We start from the raw sequence: 15,160 nt of genomic DNA, 5'->3' as shown, positions 1-15,160 counted from the left end.
GTTAAAACACCAGAGCCAATATCACCGCCAGCACCAGAATCAGCAGGATAAACGCTACTGCCGGCTTGTTCAGCGCCTTTTGCAGCGGTTGGGGCAGCGCGGCGATCAACGGATTGAGCAACGGCTGCGGTTCGGCAGGGCCGCCGGTTATCGGCTGAGTGGGGCCGGTTTTTTCAAGGCGGCGGGCAAACAGCTGGTTGATGGCATCGCTCATCTGCGGGTGGGTCAGCGGTGCGCTGGCGTTGCAGTCGAAACGCGACTGGCAGTAGTCATTCAACTGTTGTTGTTCCTGCGGGTCGGCCGGTTGTTTAAGTACCGCCAGCAGGCTGTTCAGCGTCGGTGCGGACTGCGGACTAAGCGCCACTTTGACCTGCAAAAACTGGTTTAGCAGTTGGAAATGGCGAGCCGGTAGCGGGTCGTTGGTTTTTACCCCGGCCAGGTCAAACAGCGTCTGCCAGATCTTGATCGGCGACTCGCCGGTAGCGGCGCTGAGTTTGGTCACCTGTTGTTGCAGGCTTTGGTGTTCGGCTGGCAGTAACGGGCGATCGCTGGTGGCAGTCTGCTGCGGATGAGGAATGGCCAGGCTGCCGGTCTGCAGCAGGTTCAACACCTGTTGCAATTGCGGGTGGCTCAATTGGCTCAGTACCGTGTGGCCAAACTGCTGGCGAATAAAATCGCTGACGGCCTGGCGATTATTGCCCTGCGGCAACAGTTCGGTGAGCTGCTGAAGCAACTGGCGGCTGGCATGGCTTTGCTGCACCTGGTTCAGGCGGTTTTGCAACAGTTGCTCGGCCGGCTGGAAATGGCGAGCCTGCAGTTCGCTGCTATTATGGTCTGCCCCGAGATCGTGACGCAGCGTGGCCCAGATTTCTGCGGACTTGGCTGGGCTGAGCGCCATGATCTTAACGATCAACTTCTCCAGCGTAGTGCGCTGCGCCGGAGAGAGTGGGCTGTCGTCGGTGGTTGTGGTTTTGCCCGGGTTCGGAGGGCGATCGCTGGCGATCGGGGTGCCCGGTCCACTCAAAGGTTGCATATCACCAGTCCTTCGCTGTGTATCGAAAAATCGTCGTACCCGGCGAAAAGCGCAGGTGTGCCTCCATGATACCTGTAAATGGCCGCTATCAATACCGCCCTCAGACATTTCTTTACAGGCAAAATGATTGCTAATCACGTCTGCGCCGCTAAGATAAGCCCAGACTTGGCATTGAGGGCAGCATGGTTAAACAGCAGCGGATTGCGAAATGGTTTTTATGCCTGGCTTGCCTGGTGGTGCTGACCTGCATGACTCAACGCATGGCGGGCCTGCATGCGTTGCAGCAGGCGATGGGCCTGCCCGTTGCCAGCGCCGCAACCTTCGTCACCGATGACGACGCCGCACTTCAGCCCAAGCCCTGCGAACTGAGCGCCAAATCCCTGTTGGCCGCGCCGCCGGTGATGTTCGAAACCCTGCTGTTCGGTCTCGGCCTGCTGTTGGTGCTGCTGGCACCCACCGTGGCCGCGCGTCTGCGTATTCCCCCTCCCAGAGTGATTTCTCCCACGACTCTCAGGGTCCACCTCCGATTATGCGTATTCCGTGAATGAGTTAATCGCCCGTCCTTTTTGGTGATTGACTCATTTATGGAGAAAAAACATGTTGAATATCATCAGGTCGGCGCTTGCCTGCCTGTTAATGCTGTGGCTGCCCGCTTTGCAGGCGGCAGACAGCGGCTGGCTGCAAAGCCCGGCCAACGATCACGCCAAAGTGCGGCTGCGCGCCGACACGTCGCACCGCGGGGAAACCCGGCTGCTGCTGGCAATAGAGTTGCAACAAGGCTGGAAAACCTACTGGCGTTCACCCGGCGAAGGCGGTATTGCGCCGGCGATAAGCTGGCAAGGCAATCCGCCGCCGGCCACCTGGTTTTGGCCGACGCCGCAGCGTTTTGACGTAGCCGGCATTTCCACTCAGGGTTATCACGATCGAGTTGAACTGCCGATGGTGATAAAGGGCGCTGCGCCGCCTCAACTGGCGGGCACCCTGACGCTGTCTACCTGCAGTAACGTCTGCATTTTGACCGACTATCCGTTCAGTCTCGATCTCGGCGCGCCGCAAGACGCGCAGTTTAACCACGACTTTGCTCAGGCGATGGGGCAGGTGCCGATTGCCGATGGCCTGGTTGACGGCATTAAAGCCGGTTATCAGCGCGGGGAACTGCAGATCAGCGCCGAACGCACCGCCGGTTGGCGGCAGCCCGAGTTGTTCTTCGATACGCTGAAGGATGCCGATCTCGGCAAACCGCAGATCAGCGCCGACGGCAGCCGGATGTTGGCGCGGGTACCGGTCAGCGATGGCTGGGGGGATACCGCACCGGACTTGCGCGGCAAGACACTGACGTTGGTCATCAGTGACGGCGGCATCGCGCAGCAGGTTCAATTGCCGATTGGCGGGCCGCTGGTTTCCCCGGCTGCGGCGGCTTTCCCGCTGTGGCAGGCGGTGCTGATGGCGCTGGCCGGTGGTCTGATCCTCAACCTGATGCCCTGCGTGCTGCCGGTGCTCGGCATCAAACTGGGCGCGATTTTGCAGGTAGAACTGCGAGATCGGCGCAGCATCCGGCTGCAGTTTCTGGCTTCGTCGTTGGGCATCGTAGCGTCGTTTATGGCGTTGGCGTTGCTGATGACGGCGCTGCGGTTGAGCAATCAGGCGCTCGGTTGGGGCATTCAGTTTCAAAACCCGTGGTTTATCGGCTTTATGGTGCTGGTAACGCTGTTGTTCAGCGCCAACCTGTTCGGCCTGTTCCACGTGCAGCTTTCCTCTTCGCTGAATACTAAACTGGCGACCCATAACGGGCACGGCCTGAGCGGGCATTTCTGGCAGGGCGCTTTTGCCACCTTGCTGGCGACGCCCTGTTCTGCACCGTTTCTTGGCACCGCCGTGGCTTTTGCCCTGGCCGCGCCGCTGCCGGTGCTGTGGGGCATGTTTGTCGCGTTGGGCATCGGTATGAGCCTGCCGTGGCTGCTGATCGCCGCCTGGCCGGCGCTGGCGCTGCGTTTGCCGCGACCGGGGCGTTGGATGAACGCGTTACGGTGGGCAATGGGGTTGCTGATGCTGGCCTCTTCGCTGTGGCTGCTGAGCCTGATGGTGAATCATATTGGTGCAACCCCGACGTTGGGCGTGGGCGGCATAGCGCTGCTGGCTCTGCTGTTGGCGGTATGGCGACGGCATGGCGTGCGCCTTGCTGCCGGATGGGTTGCCGTCACGCTGGTGCTGTTCGGTGTGGCGTTGTTGGCCGGTTCGCTCACCGCCGGGTTGTGGCGTCAGCCGTTGCAGGACAAGGTACGCTGGCAGCCGCTGAGCGAGCAGGCGATCACCCAGGCGTTGGCCGATCGAAAACGGGTGTTTATCGACGTCACCGCCGATTGGTGCGTCACCTGTAAAGCCAATAAATTCAACGTACTGTTGCGTGGCGATGTGCAGAAAGCGCTGAATGCCGAAGACGTGGTCGCTCTGCGGGGAGACTGGAGCCGTCCTTCTGCCGAGATTAGCGCTTTCCTGCAACGGCGCGGCAGCGTTGCCGTGCCTTTTAACCAGATTTATGGCCCCGGCAGCCCTGACGGTGTGGTGCTGTCCCCGCTGTTAACCCGCGATGCCGTGCTGCAAACCCTGTCCGCCGCCAAAGGAAATTCACAATGAAAAAGTTACTGATGTTATTGATGCTGATTGCCGTTCCCGTCTGGGCCGCAACCCCCTTTACCCCAGAGCAGGAGGTACGCATTAAGGAACTGATCCGCGAAACCCTGGTGTCGAACCCGGATATTCTGGCGCAGGCGGTCGATGCCTGGCAGCAGCAGACCACCGGCCAGCAGATCGATCAGGCGATTAAGCAAAACGCCAAAGCTTTGTATGAGGACCCTGCCAGCCCACGCCTGGGGGCCGGCAACGCCAGACTGACGCTGGTGGTGTTCACGGATTACAACTGTCCGTACTGTAAGCGTTTTGATCCGATGCTGGAAAAAATCGTCAAACAAAATCCGGAGGTAGCGCTGGTGGTGAAACTGCTGCCGTTCAAGGGCGAAAGCTCGGTCAGCTCGGCGCGTGTCGCTTTAACTGCCTGGCAGCAACATCCGGACCAGTTTTGGGCGTTGCACCAGCGGCTGATGGCGAAAAAGGGCTTCCACGACAGCGCCAGCATCGCCGCCGCTCAGCAGAAAACCGGAGTGAAAGCGGGGGCGCCGAGCGAGCTGAGCATGACCACGCTGCGCACCAATATGGAACTGGCGGAAAAACTGGGGGTGCAGGGAACGCCTGCGACGTTGATTGGCGACCAGATGCTGCCGGGTGCGGTGTCTTACGAGGAGTTGGAGGCGATAGTGAAACAGCAATTGGCGAAGGCCAAAAATGGCTAAGCTGCGGCGCTGGGGGCGCGAACTCTTGATCCTGCTGCTGATTGTGCTGGCGGTGGTGATGGCGATGGACTGGCTGCGCGCACCGCAGGCGCCGGCGGCTTTCGATGCACAGGCGTTGACCACATTGAGCGGCGAGCGGGTTTCACTCGCGCAGCTCAGCCGGGACAAGCCGCTGCTGGTCTATTTCTGGGCCAGTTGGTGCGGCGTGTGCCGCTTTACCACGCCGTATGTTGCCAGGCTGGCGGAGGAGGGCGGCAATGTGCTGACCGTGGCGCTGCGTTCCGGTGACGATCTGCAGGTTGAACAGTGGCTGGCGCGCAAGCGGCTGACGCTGCCGGTGGTTAACGATCCGCGTGGCGAGCTGTCGGCACAGTGGCAGGTTGGCGTCACCCCGACGCTGGTGGTCATTTCCCAGGGCAAGGTGGTGCAGAGCACCACCGGCTGGACCAGCTACTGGGGAATGAAACTGCGTCTTTGGTGGGCCGGACGGTAAGCACCGGTCTATTTGGCGGTGATTACCTCATTAATCGCCCGGCATAGTCGGGCGATACCTTCTTCAATCAGCGGCGGTGTGTTAGCGGCGAAATTCAATCGCAGGCCATGCGTACCACGTTGTTCCTGAGCATAAAAACACTCCCCGCGTGCAAAGGTGACGCCGTGGCGCCAGGCCACCGGCATCAGCGTTTCGTTGTTAACCGCAGCGGGCAGCGTCAACCAGATAAATAATCCGCCCTCAGGTGTTTCAAAGTGGCAGCCGTGCGGCAGATGCTGCTGCAATGCCGTTACCATAGCGTCGCGGTGCTGGCGGTAGATCCGCCCGGCACGCCGCAGCTGTTTATCGTAGCGGCCTATGGTGACAAAAGCGTCCAGCGCCCGCTGGATCAGGTTGGAGCTGGTAAAACTATCGACGTGTTTTAACCGTGCTACCCGCTGATATTGCTCACTGTCTGCGACCAGATAGCCGATGCGCATGCTGGGCAGCAGCATTTTGGAGAAGGTGCTGACATACATCACCGTGCCCGGCGCAGCCTGCGCCCGCAGTGACGGCAGCTGTTTGCCGTTGTAGCGCAGATCGCCGACAAAATCGTCCTCCAGGATCGGCACGCCGGCATGCTGAGCCAGTGCCAGCAGGCGTTGGCGGCGGGCTTCGCTCATGCAACGTCCGGTCGGGTTATGAAAATTGGGGATGGTGTAAATCAGTTTTGGCCGGTGCTTTTCCAGCAGCGCCGGCAGTTGTTCAACCCGCATGCCGTGTCGATCGCTGGGGATGGTGACGATATTGATCCTGTGCAGGCGTAGCAGCCCCAGCGCTTCGGCGTAGGTGGGTTCTTCGACGATCACGGTATCTCCCGGCTCAAGCAGGCTTTGCACAATCAGGCTGATGGCGTGCTGCGAGCCGTTGGTGATCAGCACCTGTTCCGCGTGAGTGGGGATGCCCTGGGCAGTGAGGATCCGTCCCAGCGTATCGCGCAGCGGGTAGTAGCCGCAGTATTCGCCATAGCCGAAAGCCTCTTCCGCATGGCGGCTGAGCACTGACAGCAATATCTTGCGGAATTCCTCCTGGGGAAAAACCTTCGGGCTGCCGACGCCGGCGGCAAAGTTGATGATGTTATCCGGCAGCGGTGTGTCGGGGTAGCCGTCCAGCCGCGAGGTCAGCGTGGTGAAACGCTCTGCCGGGAACGACGTATCGGACGTCGGCTGCGGTTGAGCGGGCAGTGCGCCCGGATGCAGAACATAGGCGCCGCTGCCGCGCCGCTGGCGCAGAAATCCTTTGGACGCCAGTTCGGCATAGGCATTGTCGACCGTCAGCCGGCTGACGCCCAGTTCGGAAGCCAATGTGCGGGTGGACGGCAGTTTGTCGCCATCGACAAAGACGCCGCTCAATATCGCCCGCCGCAATGCCTCTTCAATTTGCAGATACAACGGGACATCCTGCTGGCGGTCTAACGGGATATGCATGGAAATTGGCTCGGTCAGGGGCGATGATTTTTACTATACCTCATAGCCATCGGGCTTCAAGCGGATAAAAGTGGCCTGCATAACAATGGGGGAAAGTGGCTCTGGCGGCAAAATCTCGCCGCGTTAGAATTCCTGCCTGAGTCCGTTATCGCCGTTTTTTGAGGGTGTCATGTCATTACCGTCGGGTATTTCAGCGAGACCGGTTTTCCCCGGTGCGCGTATTTTGCAAGGCAGCAGCCAGGGGTATGTCATTGCCATCATCAGCGCCATGCTACTGGCCTTTACCGCCATTATCATCCGCGTGCTGACGGAGCATTATCACCTGCCCACCTTCGTGCTGGCCTTTTGGCGTGCAGCGTTGGTTGCCCTGGTGTTATTGCCTTTGCTGTTGCTGATCAAACCCGAATGGGCGCGCTTGCAGCCTGCGCAGGTGCTTTTTTATGCCTGTTATGGTCTGCTGCTGGCGGTGTTCAACAGCCTGTGGACGCTGTCGGTAGCCTTAAATGGCGCGTCGGTGGCGACCATTCTTACTTACTGCTCGGTAGGTTTTACCGTATTTCTTGGCTGGGTGATGTACAGCGAACGGCTAAGTCTGCGCCAACTGCTGGTGATTGTGGTCAGTCTGGGCGGTTGCTTCCTGGTCAGTAACGGCGACAGTCTGGGCAACGCCCATTTCAACCTGCTGGGGCTGTTGATCGGCATGCTGTCCGGTATCGGCTATACCCTCTACACCCTGGGAGGGCGCGTAGCCACGGAACGACGTTACCCGGTGTGGAATACCATTTTGTATGTGTTTGGTTTTTCGGCGGTTTACCAATGGCTGTTCAACACCGCGCTGACGCTGTTTCCCCTGCCGGCATTTCAGGGGATGACCGGCTCTTTGTGGTTCCTGTCCCAGGGGGCGCAGGGCATTGAGTGGAGCGGCTGGCTGTTGCTGGTGATCCTGGCCGCCGGGCCGACGCTGCTGGGGTTTGGCCTGTACAATATCAGCCTGAAGACGTTGCCGCTGGCGGTTGCAAACCTGATTTTGTCGCTGGAGTTGGTGTTCACGGCGGTCATTGCCTATTTCCTGCTGGGGGAAAACATGAACCAGTTGCAACTGCTGGGCAGCGCGCTGGTGATGGGTGGGGTGTTGATGCTGAAGACGAAGACGGCTCAGGCCTGATTTGTTACCCTTAATGCCTCGCTGGAGGGGCAATCATGACTGACAATCCAAGATTAAAAAAGGCGATCATCGCTTAAACAGGCCGTGTTGGGTGAACGAAAACACGGCCACAGATCTCGTTCCGTGGCTCTTGCAACCAGCAAAAGAGAAAGCGCCATGTCTGAAAAACACTGGTCCAAAACAGAACTGCTGCACCAAGCGGTGACCAATCCCAATATTATCGTCAAGGGAACCCACAGCTATTACAGCGACTGCTGGGATAGCGGCTTCGAACGCTCCGTCGTGCGTTATTTACACGGCGACGCGGTCAGCCAACAGTGGCAGCCGTTGGGGCCGATAGACAAATTGCTGATCGGTGATTATGTCTGCATAGCCGCCGAGGCGGTGATCCTGATGGGCGGCAATCATACGCACCGTATCGATTGGCTGAGCCTGTACCCGTTTATGGAGAGCATCCAGGCAGCTTATCAACCGAAGGGCGATACCCGGTTGGGCGACGGCTGCTGGATAGGCATGCGGGCGATGCTGATGCCGGGCGTCACTATTGGCGAAGGGGCGGTGGTGGCTGCAGGCAGCATAGTGACTGCGGATGTCGAACCTTACGCCATCGTGGGCGGCAACCCGGCGCGGCCGATCAAGCTGCGATTTGCTCCGGAGACGATCGCACGGCTGCTCGCGTTGCGCATTTATGACTTGTCGGCGGAGGATTTTGCCCGCGTGCAACCTTGGCTGGCCGATAATGATATTGCCGCCCTGGAACGGGCGATAAACGACATTAAGCGTTAAAACTGAAAAGGGCGGGGTAATATCCCCGCCCATTTTATTTACTCGGCCTTCGCCGTTTCTTCCACCGTGCGGCGTTTTCGCACTATACGCAGCAACAGCGGCAACACCAGCACCGCTACCGCCAATACCAGCAGCGTTTGCGCGATACCGCTGCTCCACAGAATGCCAAAATCCCCGTTGCTGATAGACAGCGCGCGGCGCAGGTTCTGTTCCAGCATTTCCCCCAGCACGAAACCCAGGATCAGCGGCGACATCGGGAAGTGCATTTTCCGCAAGATATAACCGAACACCCCCAACCCGACCATCAACAGCAGGTCAAAGGTGGTGCTGTGCACCGCATAAACGCCCACCGCAGACACGGCGGCAATCGCCGGTACCAGGAACCACAGCGGGATGGTTAACATGCGGGTAAACAGGCCGACCAGCGGCAGGTTCATGATCAGCAGGATCACGTTGGCAATCAGCAATGCGGCGATCAGGCCCCAGACAATGTCCGGCTGCTCGGTGAACATCGCCGGGCCTGGCGTGATGTTGTACAGCGTCAGTGCGCCCATCATCACCGCCGTGGTGCCCGAACCCGGCACGCCCAGCGTCAGCATCGGAATGAACGAGCCGCAGGCCGAAGCATTGTTGGCGGCTTCCGGCGCCGCGACGCCGCGAATATCCCCCTTGCCGAAGGTCTCGCTGTTGCCGCTGATTTTCTTTTCGGTCATATAGGTGAGGGCACTGGCGATGGTGGCACCGGCACCGGGCAGAATACCGACGAAGAAGCCGATCACCGAAGAGCGCAGCGTCGGGCCAACGCACTCGGCGGCCTCTTTGCGGTTAAACAACAGGCGACCGGTTTTACGCACCAGCTTTTGTCCGCCGCTGGTGCTTTCCAGCATCAGCAGGATTTCACTGACCGAGAACAACCCGATCACCACCACGATAAACTGCACGCCGTCGGAGAGATGCACGCTGTCGAAGGTGAAGCGGTAAACGCCGGTATTGGCGTCTACGCCTACCGTCGCCAACCCCAGGCCAATCAGTGCTGCCAGTAGCGACTTCAGCGGGTTTTGGCTCATCATGCTGCCCAGACAGGCGATGGCGAACACCATCAGGGCAAAGTACTCCGCCGGGCCGAACGCCAGTGACCAGCGCGCCAACAACGGGGCGAACAGGATAATGCCGCCGATGGCGATCATGGAACCGACGAAAGAGCTGACCGCCGAGATCGACAACGCCACGCCGGCGCGGCCCTGTTGCGCCATCGGGTAGCCGTCCAGTGCGGTCATGATCGCCGCCGCATCGCCGGGTACGTTAAGCAGGATGGACGAGATGCGGCCGCCGTATTCGCAGCCGATATAGACCGTCGCCAGCAGGATCAGCGCGGACTCGGCCGGCAGCTTGAGAGCAAACGCCAGCGGCAGCAGGATAGCCACTCCGTTGATTGGCCCCAGCCCCGGCAGCAGGCCGACAATGGTGCCGACGAAGCAACCAATCAGCGCGATAATCAGGTTCTGCGGCACCAGCGCCACCTCGAACCCTTGGGTTAAATACATCCAGGTTTCCATCATTGCCCCCGTTAGCTCAGCCAAACGCCGAGTGGCAGTGTTACGTCGAGTAATTGGTCAAAGGCGTAATACAGCGCAACGCCCATCACCACGCCGGAGACCGCTGCCGCAAGCAGGCTGGCCTGGAACAGCAGGCCAATGCTGAAGGTCAGCAGGGCGGTGGCCAGCGGAAAGCCCAGCCATTCGAAGCCCCAGGCGTACAGCACCAGCGTGATCACCAGCACCAACAGGCGTTGCATCACTTTGTTGTGCGGCCATTCGACGGCCTGCGGTTTGTTCAGCAGCAGCAGTGCCGCGCACAACGACATCAGGCTGAGGATGGCTAGCGGGAAGGGGCGCGGCCCCAAGGGTTCATAGCTGTATTCGCTCTGAATGCCCCAGCCGATAAACAGGCCGCCGATGCACAGCAGCAACCAGAAACCGGCAAAAATGCGATCGCTCATGGTAATTCCCCCGGTTATTTAGCCAGGCCAAAGACTTTGGCCTGCTCGCGGTACTGATTGACCTGGTTTTTCACGTAGGCATCCAGTTCCTTACCAGCCAGGGTGAATTCAAACAGGCCACGCAGGTCGCGCTGCTTTTTGAATTCGTCGGTTGCCATCATTTTCTTGAAGGTGTCGAGCCACCACTGGTACTCCTCTTCGCTGACCTTCGGGCCAACATAGAAACCGCGGATGATCGGCCAGATCAGATTGAACCCCTGTTCTTTGGCGGTCGGCACGTCGGCTAACTGGCCAGGCAGACGCTGTTCGGAGTACACCGCCAGCACGCGAATTTTGTCACCCTGCAGGTAGGGCACCATTTCACTCAAATCGCCGGACACCGCCTGAATATGGTTGCCGAGCAGCGCGGTGACCGGTTCGCCACCGCCTTCGAACGCGACGTAGCGCATCTTGTGAGGATCGACCCCGACCTCGCGCGCCAGCAGGGCGGTTTTCATCCAGTCTTGGCTACCGATCGAAGCACCCGCGCCGAACACCACGCTGTTGGGATCTTTCTGGAAGGCGTTCATCAGGTCTTTGAGGGTTTTGTACGGCGAGTCGGCGCGCACGGCGATCATGCCGTAGTCGGTACCGACGGCGGCCAGCCATTTCACGTCATCGACGTTGTACCGACCGAACTTCCCTTGCGAAAGGTTGAGCAGGGAGCCACCGGAGAAGGCGACCACGGTGCCGAATTCCGCAGGGCGCTGGGCGACGATGGCGTTATAGGCCACCGCGCCGACGCCGCCGGGCATATAGGTAACGCGCATCGGTTTGTCGATGGCTTGGGTTTCCTGCAGCGACACCTGAATCAGTTTGCAGGTCAGGTCAAAACCGCCGCCGGGCTTGGCGGGGGCGATGCATTCGGTGCGTTTCGGCGCTTCCACGGCAAAGGCCTGATTGGCCGCCAGCAGCAGGGCGGTTGCGGTCAGAGTACGGGTGATTATTTTTTTCATTGCTTTCCCCAAGGTATTTTCTGTCGGTGTGAATCCCCGCCGATACGGGTTGCTGAATTGTTAAATCAACAACCTTTCATTTACCTTTCAGTCGAAGGGAAAGTTTACAAGATGTGATACGCGTCTCCTGTCTGGGGGCCAACCGCCCGTGCGCTAGCACATGCGGCGTGGCAAGAACAGCCCGTAAACCGGGCTTAAAACATGTGTAATGTCAGTTTTGTTGTGTTGGTCTTGGGGTAAAATAATAAAAAATAAAATTATTACGGACGCATTATTATGTTTTTACTCGGGAAATTATTCGGTGGCAGGGACAGTACCAAGGTGAGCGCTATCAAGATGTTACCGGCGGCCTATGCTGAAATGATTGGGGAGGCGGGGCATTGTCGGCTAAAACGCCTGCGCCCGGAGATCGGCGTTTTTGAACTGCATTTTTCTGCGGCCAACGGCGAGAAACATGCCTGCCAAATGACCGCCTGCATCACCGGCGTGGATATCGTTTTTGCCGCCAACAATCGCTCTGTGCTGGTTTCTCCGCCGTTCAGCCCGGCCAAAGTGCGGCCGGTGCTTGATATCGCCTTGGCCGACAGTGGGCTTCCATGTTGAAATAAACCGGGTGCCGGTGGCACCCGTTGTTCTATACCGTAATTGTGTACCAGCTCTCAAAACGGGCTCTGCGCCACCCTTCTATCACGCCGCCTTCCATGCCATCCTGCTGTTATAAACGTGTTAATAAGCGATACGTCGTCTCTTGACGATATGGCGCTGTATTCATCCTGCTTGTACAGATAAATCAATGGAATGGAAAAATGCGGCTGTTATTGGTAGAGGACCATCCCGAGTTATCCCACTGGTTGCAAAAAGCGCTGACCGGCGCCGGTTTTGCCGTGGACATCGCGCCGGACGGGTTGGCGGCCGACCATCTGTTGCTAAACGAACGCTATGCGCTGGTGGTGCTGGACGTAGCGCTGCCGCGTCTGAATGGCCTGGATCTGCTGGCCCGCCTGCGTAAGCGCGGCCAGGACCTGCCGGTGTTGCTGTTGACCGCCAGAACTGACGTTGCCGATCGGGTCAAAGGGCTGAATCTGGGGGCCGATGACTATCTCACCAAACCCTTTGAACTCGATGAGTTGGAAGCGCGCATTCGGGCGCTGCTGCGCCGCAGCGTCGGCGTTACCCAGCAGGCGCTGCAATATGGCGCGCTGACCTATCACGATGAAGGCTATTTTCAACTGGACGATAAACCGCTGTCGCTAACGCCGCGTGAGTTGGCGGTGCTGACCGCCCTGATCCACCGGCGCGGCCGGCCGGTCGCCAAACAGCAGCTGTTTGAACAGGTGTTTACCCTGTCCGACGAGGCCAATCCGGAGAGTATTGAGCTGTACGTGCACCGGCTGCGGAAAAAGCTGCAGGGCAGCAACGTGGCGATCGTCACCCTGCGCGGTCTGGGCTACAGCCTGGAGCTCTGCAATGAGGTGGTTTAACGCACCGCGCTCCCTGTTTTATCAACTGCTGCTGTTTTTCGGTTTACCCTTGCTGGCGCTGGGCGGTATCTCCATTTACACCCATTACTTCAGCGCCATGAATGCCGCCACGCTGGCTTACGATCGCACGCTGCTGGCATCGGCGCGCACCGTGGCGGAGCGGCTGGTGGTGCGCAACGGCCGCCTGGAAGTGGATGTGCCTTACGTGGTGCTCGACAGCTTTGAGCGCAACATGAACGATCAGCTCTATTACGAAGTGATCTCTCCGCAGGGCAAAAGCATCTCCGGTTATGACGATCTGCCGCCGATGCCGCCGCATATCCTGCGCTCCAGCCTGTATCCGGCGCTGGTGCATTTCTATGACGCCGAATACAGCGGCCGGCCGATCCGCGTGGCTGCGCTGTACCAGCCGGTCAATGAATCGGGCGTCATGGGCATGGCGACGATCCTGGTGGCGGAAACGCTGGAGTCGCGCCGTTACCTGGCACGGCAGATGATGCTTTCCGCCTTGCTCAGCCAAGGGACCGTAGTGGTGCTGACGATGATCCTGGCCTTCGCCTTGCTCAAGCGAGTGCTAAAGCCGATGCGCAAGCTTTCCGGCATCATGCTGCGGCGCGATCCGGGCGAACTGACGCCGTTACCGATGGTGTTGCCCTGGTCGGAAATGCAGCCTCTGCTGCTGGCGTTCAACCGCTATATCGAACGGCTGCGGGTAATGGTGGCGCGTCAGGAGCGTTTTAGCGCCGACGCCTCTCATCAACTGCGCACGCCGCTGACGGTGCTGAAAACTCAGGTGGGGGTGGCGCTGGCCAGCGATAAGCCGGAGCAGTGGCGGGAAAGCCTGGCGGCGATGAGCGTCACGCTGGATAACACCGTGGCGCTGACCGATCGCCTACTCTATCTCTCACGGCTTAAAGCCCATGAACATCATGCCGATCGCAAGCTGCAACCGGTGAATCTGGCGCAGGTGCTGCGCGATGCCTGTTTTTCGCGCCTGCCGCAGGCGCGCAGCAAGCGCATTGATTTAGGCTATGAAGGGGAGTCGGTATGCTGGGTCGGCGGTGAGACGCTGTTGCTCACCGAGCTGTGCGCCAATCTGCTGGATAACGCGCTGAAGTACGTGCCGAATCAGGGCGTGGTCACCGCGCGTCTGACGCTCGATAAACCGGCCGGGGAGTGCGTGCTGGAAATAGAAGATAACGGCCCAGGCATTGCTCAGCAGGATACTGCGCAGGCGCTGCAACCCTTTCATCGGCTGGATAACGTGGGCGATCAGCCCGGTGCCGGGCTGGGGCTGGCGCTGGTCAGCGACATTACCCGCTATCACGGCACCCGCCCGGAGCTGTTGACCTCGGCCGCGCTGGGCGGCCTGCTGGTGCGGGTGCGTTTTCAGCTGTTGCCTTAGGACTTTACTTCGGCCGCTGGGCTTTTTGCCTTGCGCCCTAACGGCGTGCGCAGGCGCTGCGACAAAATTACGCCCAGCAGCGTGACGCCGCCGCCGATCAAATGGTAACTGTGCAGCTGTTCATGCAGGAACAGCACGGCAATGACGGCGGTAAAGACCGGCGACAGGTTCATAAATATCGACGCGGTATTGGCCCCGAGACGCATCACGCCCTGGATCCACAAGAAAGGCGCGATGATCGAAGCCGGGATGCCGGCAAACAGCACCAGCGGGATATTCTGGCTGTTCAGCCCGACATCCTGCGCCATCAGAAAGTTGGGCAGCAACAGCACGACACCGAACAGGATTTGCACATACAGCGCCTGCCAATTAGGCAGAGCAATCATCCAGCGTTTGGTCAGCACGCCGTACAGCGCATAGGAAGCGGCGGCGGCGAACATCATCAGTTCGCCCTTGCCGATGCCATGTTGCAGCAACTGGCCTGGATGACCGGCGCTGACCAGCCAGATCAATCCGCCGAAGGACAACACGCTGCCGATTGCCACGCCGACGGTCGGTGCAATGCGCAGCAGTACGATGCTGATCAGGATGGTCAGCAGCGGGATCAGCGACACAATGATACCCATAAACAGCGCGCTGACGCTGTGCGCCGCATAGTAGGCCAGGCTTTGGTACAGCACCATGCCGAGCAGGCCGAGGATCAGCAATTTCCACCCGTTGGCGCGCACCTCCCGCCAATTGCGGATCACGCCGGGTAAGACGAACGGGGTCAGGACGATCAGCGCCAGCAGCCAACGGTAAAACGAGATGGCGGCCGGATCGATTGCGGTGGCGGAGAGTTTGCTGACGACGGCGTTGACCGACCAGATCAGCACCGCCAGCAGCGGGAAGAGCATATTCACGATGATTATTCTCAATAACGACGGACATGCTGGCTAGTCTACTCGTGTCCGGTTTATTATATATAGCGATATCCAGACAATATTTTGT

The 15,160-nt window shown here is 59.3% G+C and carries 15 protein-coding genes; 9 read left to right on the top strand and 6 right to left on the bottom strand.

Annotated features, from left to right (window positions below; genetic code table 11):
• Position 1: 1 nt before the first annotated feature.
• The gene (gene flk / locus SERAS12_RS17710; protein WP_013813927.1) at positions 2 to 1,033 is read right to left on the bottom strand and encodes a flagella biosynthesis regulator Flk; all 1,032 of its coding nucleotides are present in this window, start codon (positions 1,031 to 1,033) and stop codon (positions 2 to 4) included.
• 182 nt (positions 1,034 to 1,215) lie between these two features.
• Between flk and SERAS12_RS17705 the strand changes: the two genes are divergently transcribed.
• From SERAS12_RS17705 to SERAS12_RS17690, 4 genes are read left to right on the top strand one after another with little or no spacing between them, the layout of a single operon-like run.
• A complete protein-coding gene (locus SERAS12_RS17705; RefSeq protein ID WP_013813926.1) occupies positions 1,216 to 1,581 on the top strand; it encodes a hypothetical protein in 366 nt (121 codons plus the stop codon).
• Positions 1,582 to 1,630: 49 nt separating this feature from the next.
• Positions 1,631 to 3,667, top strand: coding sequence for a protein-disulfide reductase DsbD (locus SERAS12_RS17700; protein ID WP_013813925.1), 2,037 nt, complete (start codon positions 1,631 to 1,633; stop codon positions 3,665 to 3,667).
• On the top strand, positions 3,664 to 4,380 hold the full coding sequence (locus SERAS12_RS17695; RefSeq protein ID WP_013813924.1) for a DsbA family protein: 717 nt from the start codon (positions 3,664 to 3,666) through the stop codon (positions 4,378 to 4,380). Before SERAS12_RS17700 ends, SERAS12_RS17695 begins: the two co-directional genes overlap by 4 nt.
• Positions 4,373 to 4,873 (top strand): protein disulfide oxidoreductase, encoded by a 501-nt coding sequence (locus SERAS12_RS17690; protein ID WP_004947398.1) that lies wholly within the window; start codon positions 4,373 to 4,375, stop codon positions 4,871 to 4,873. Before SERAS12_RS17695 ends, SERAS12_RS17690 begins: the two co-directional genes overlap by 8 nt.
• Positions 4,874 to 4,881: 8 nt before the next feature.
• Here the strand turns inward: SERAS12_RS17690 and SERAS12_RS17685 are convergent, their stop codons facing one another.
• A complete protein-coding gene (locus SERAS12_RS17685) occupies positions 4,882 to 6,339 on the bottom strand; it encodes a PLP-dependent aminotransferase family protein (RefSeq protein ID WP_013813923.1) in 1,458 nt (485 codons plus the stop codon).
• Between the two features lie 169 nt (positions 6,340 to 6,508).
• Between SERAS12_RS17685 and SERAS12_RS17680 the strand changes: the two genes are divergently transcribed.
• A complete protein-coding gene (locus SERAS12_RS17680) occupies positions 6,509 to 7,504 on the top strand; it encodes a DMT family transporter (protein ID WP_013813922.1) in 996 nt (331 codons plus the stop codon).
• A gap of 156 nt (positions 7,505 to 7,660) precedes the next feature.
• On the top strand, positions 7,661 to 8,290 hold the full coding sequence (locus SERAS12_RS17675) for a CatB-related O-acetyltransferase (protein WP_013813921.1): 630 nt from the start codon (positions 7,661 to 7,663) through the stop codon (positions 8,288 to 8,290).
• Positions 8,291 to 8,328: 38 nt separating this feature from the next.
• On the opposite strand, the gene SERAS12_RS17670 is transcribed toward SERAS12_RS17675, so the two are convergent.
• Genes SERAS12_RS17670 through SERAS12_RS17660 form a run of 3 tightly spaced genes read right to left on the bottom strand, consistent with a single transcriptional unit; the run spans position 8,329 to position 11,284 of the window.
• Positions 8,329 to 9,846, bottom strand: coding sequence for a tripartite tricarboxylate transporter permease (locus SERAS12_RS17670; protein WP_041416268.1), 1,518 nt, complete (start codon positions 9,844 to 9,846; stop codon positions 8,329 to 8,331).
• A gap of 11 nt (positions 9,847 to 9,857) precedes the next feature.
• Positions 9,858 to 10,289 (bottom strand): tripartite tricarboxylate transporter TctB family protein, encoded by a 432-nt coding sequence (locus SERAS12_RS17665; RefSeq protein ID WP_004947383.1) that lies wholly within the window; start codon positions 10,287 to 10,289, stop codon positions 9,858 to 9,860.
• A gap of 14 nt (positions 10,290 to 10,303) precedes the next feature.
• Complete coding sequence (locus SERAS12_RS17660; RefSeq protein ID WP_013813919.1) at positions 10,304 to 11,284, bottom strand: tripartite tricarboxylate transporter substrate binding protein; 981 nt, start codon at positions 11,282 to 11,284, stop codon at positions 10,304 to 10,306.
• A 276-nt stretch (positions 11,285 to 11,560) separates the two neighbouring features.
• Here SERAS12_RS17660 and SERAS12_RS17655 point away from each other — a divergent pair, with 276 nt between their 5' ends.
• The 3 genes from SERAS12_RS17655 to SERAS12_RS17645 all read left to right on the top strand — a co-directional run bounded on the left by SERAS12_RS17655 (position 11,561) and on the right by SERAS12_RS17645 (position 14,170).
• Complete coding sequence (locus tag SERAS12_RS17655) at positions 11,561 to 11,887, top strand: hypothetical protein (RefSeq protein ID WP_013813918.1); 327 nt, start codon at positions 11,561 to 11,563, stop codon at positions 11,885 to 11,887.
• Between the two features lie 203 nt (positions 11,888 to 12,090).
• Positions 12,091 to 12,765: a transcriptional regulator TctD gene (gene tctD / locus SERAS12_RS17650; protein ID WP_013813917.1), complete on the top strand. Its 675-nt coding sequence runs from the start codon at positions 12,091 to 12,093 to the stop codon at positions 12,763 to 12,765.
• Positions 12,752 to 14,170 (top strand): sensor histidine kinase, encoded by a 1,419-nt coding sequence (locus SERAS12_RS17645; RefSeq protein ID WP_013813916.1) that lies wholly within the window; start codon positions 12,752 to 12,754, stop codon positions 14,168 to 14,170. Before tctD ends, SERAS12_RS17645 begins: the two co-directional genes overlap by 14 nt.
• Here the strand turns inward: SERAS12_RS17645 and SERAS12_RS17640 are convergent.
• On the bottom strand, positions 14,167 to 15,066 hold the full coding sequence (locus SERAS12_RS17640) for a DMT family transporter (protein ID WP_013813915.1): 900 nt from the start codon (positions 15,064 to 15,066) through the stop codon (positions 14,167 to 14,169). The two genes, SERAS12_RS17645 and SERAS12_RS17640, sit on opposite strands and share 4 nt — an antisense overlap.
• Between the last annotated feature and the right edge of the window lie 94 nt (positions 15,067 to 15,160).

The sequence above is a fragment of the Serratia sp. AS12 genome (genome assembly GCF_000214195.1).
GTDB lineage: Bacteria > Pseudomonadota > Gammaproteobacteria > Enterobacterales > Enterobacteriaceae > Serratia > Serratia plymuthica.
This window is presented reverse-complemented; position numbering and strand designations above follow the sequence as displayed.

Bases quoted from the DNA above. Each gene is read 5' to 3' on its own strand.
- flk (WP_013813927.1), bottom strand. From the start codon at position 1,033: ATGCAACCTTTGAGTGGACCGGGCACCCCGATCGCCAGCGATCGCCCT.
- SERAS12_RS17705 (WP_013813926.1), top strand. From the start codon at position 1,216: ATGGTTAAACAGCAGCGGATTGCGAAATGGTTTTTATGCCTGGCTTGC.
- SERAS12_RS17700 (WP_013813925.1), top strand. From the start codon at position 1,631: ATGTTGAATATCATCAGGTCGGCGCTTGCCTGCCTGTTAATGCTGTGG.
- SERAS12_RS17695 (WP_013813924.1), top strand. From the start codon at position 3,664: ATGAAAAAGTTACTGATGTTATTGATGCTGATTGCCGTTCCCGTCTGG.
- SERAS12_RS17690 (WP_004947398.1), top strand. From the start codon at position 4,373: ATGGCTAAGCTGCGGCGCTGGGGGCGCGAACTCTTGATCCTGCTGCTG.
- SERAS12_RS17685 (WP_013813923.1), bottom strand. From the start codon at position 6,339: ATGCATATCCCGTTAGACCGCCAGCAGGATGTCCCGTTGTATCTGCAA.
- SERAS12_RS17680 (WP_013813922.1), top strand. From the start codon at position 6,509: ATGTCATTACCGTCGGGTATTTCAGCGAGACCGGTTTTCCCCGGTGCG.
- SERAS12_RS17675 (WP_013813921.1), top strand. From the start codon at position 7,661: ATGTCTGAAAAACACTGGTCCAAAACAGAACTGCTGCACCAAGCGGTG.
- SERAS12_RS17670 (WP_041416268.1), bottom strand. From the start codon at position 9,846: ATGGAAACCTGGATGTATTTAACCCAAGGGTTCGAGGTGGCGCTGGTG.
- SERAS12_RS17665 (WP_004947383.1), bottom strand. From the start codon at position 10,289: ATGAGCGATCGCATTTTTGCCGGTTTCTGGTTGCTGCTGTGCATCGGC.
- SERAS12_RS17660 (WP_013813919.1), bottom strand. From the start codon at position 11,284: ATGAAAAAAATAATCACCCGTACTCTGACCGCAACCGCCCTGCTGCTG.
- SERAS12_RS17655 (WP_013813918.1), top strand. From the start codon at position 11,561: ATGTTTTTACTCGGGAAATTATTCGGTGGCAGGGACAGTACCAAGGTG.
- tctD (WP_013813917.1), top strand. From the start codon at position 12,091: ATGCGGCTGTTATTGGTAGAGGACCATCCCGAGTTATCCCACTGGTTG.
- SERAS12_RS17645 (WP_013813916.1), top strand. From the start codon at position 12,752: ATGAGGTGGTTTAACGCACCGCGCTCCCTGTTTTATCAACTGCTGCTG.
- SERAS12_RS17640 (WP_013813915.1), bottom strand. From the start codon at position 15,066: ATGCTCTTCCCGCTGCTGGCGGTGCTGATCTGGTCGGTCAACGCCGTC.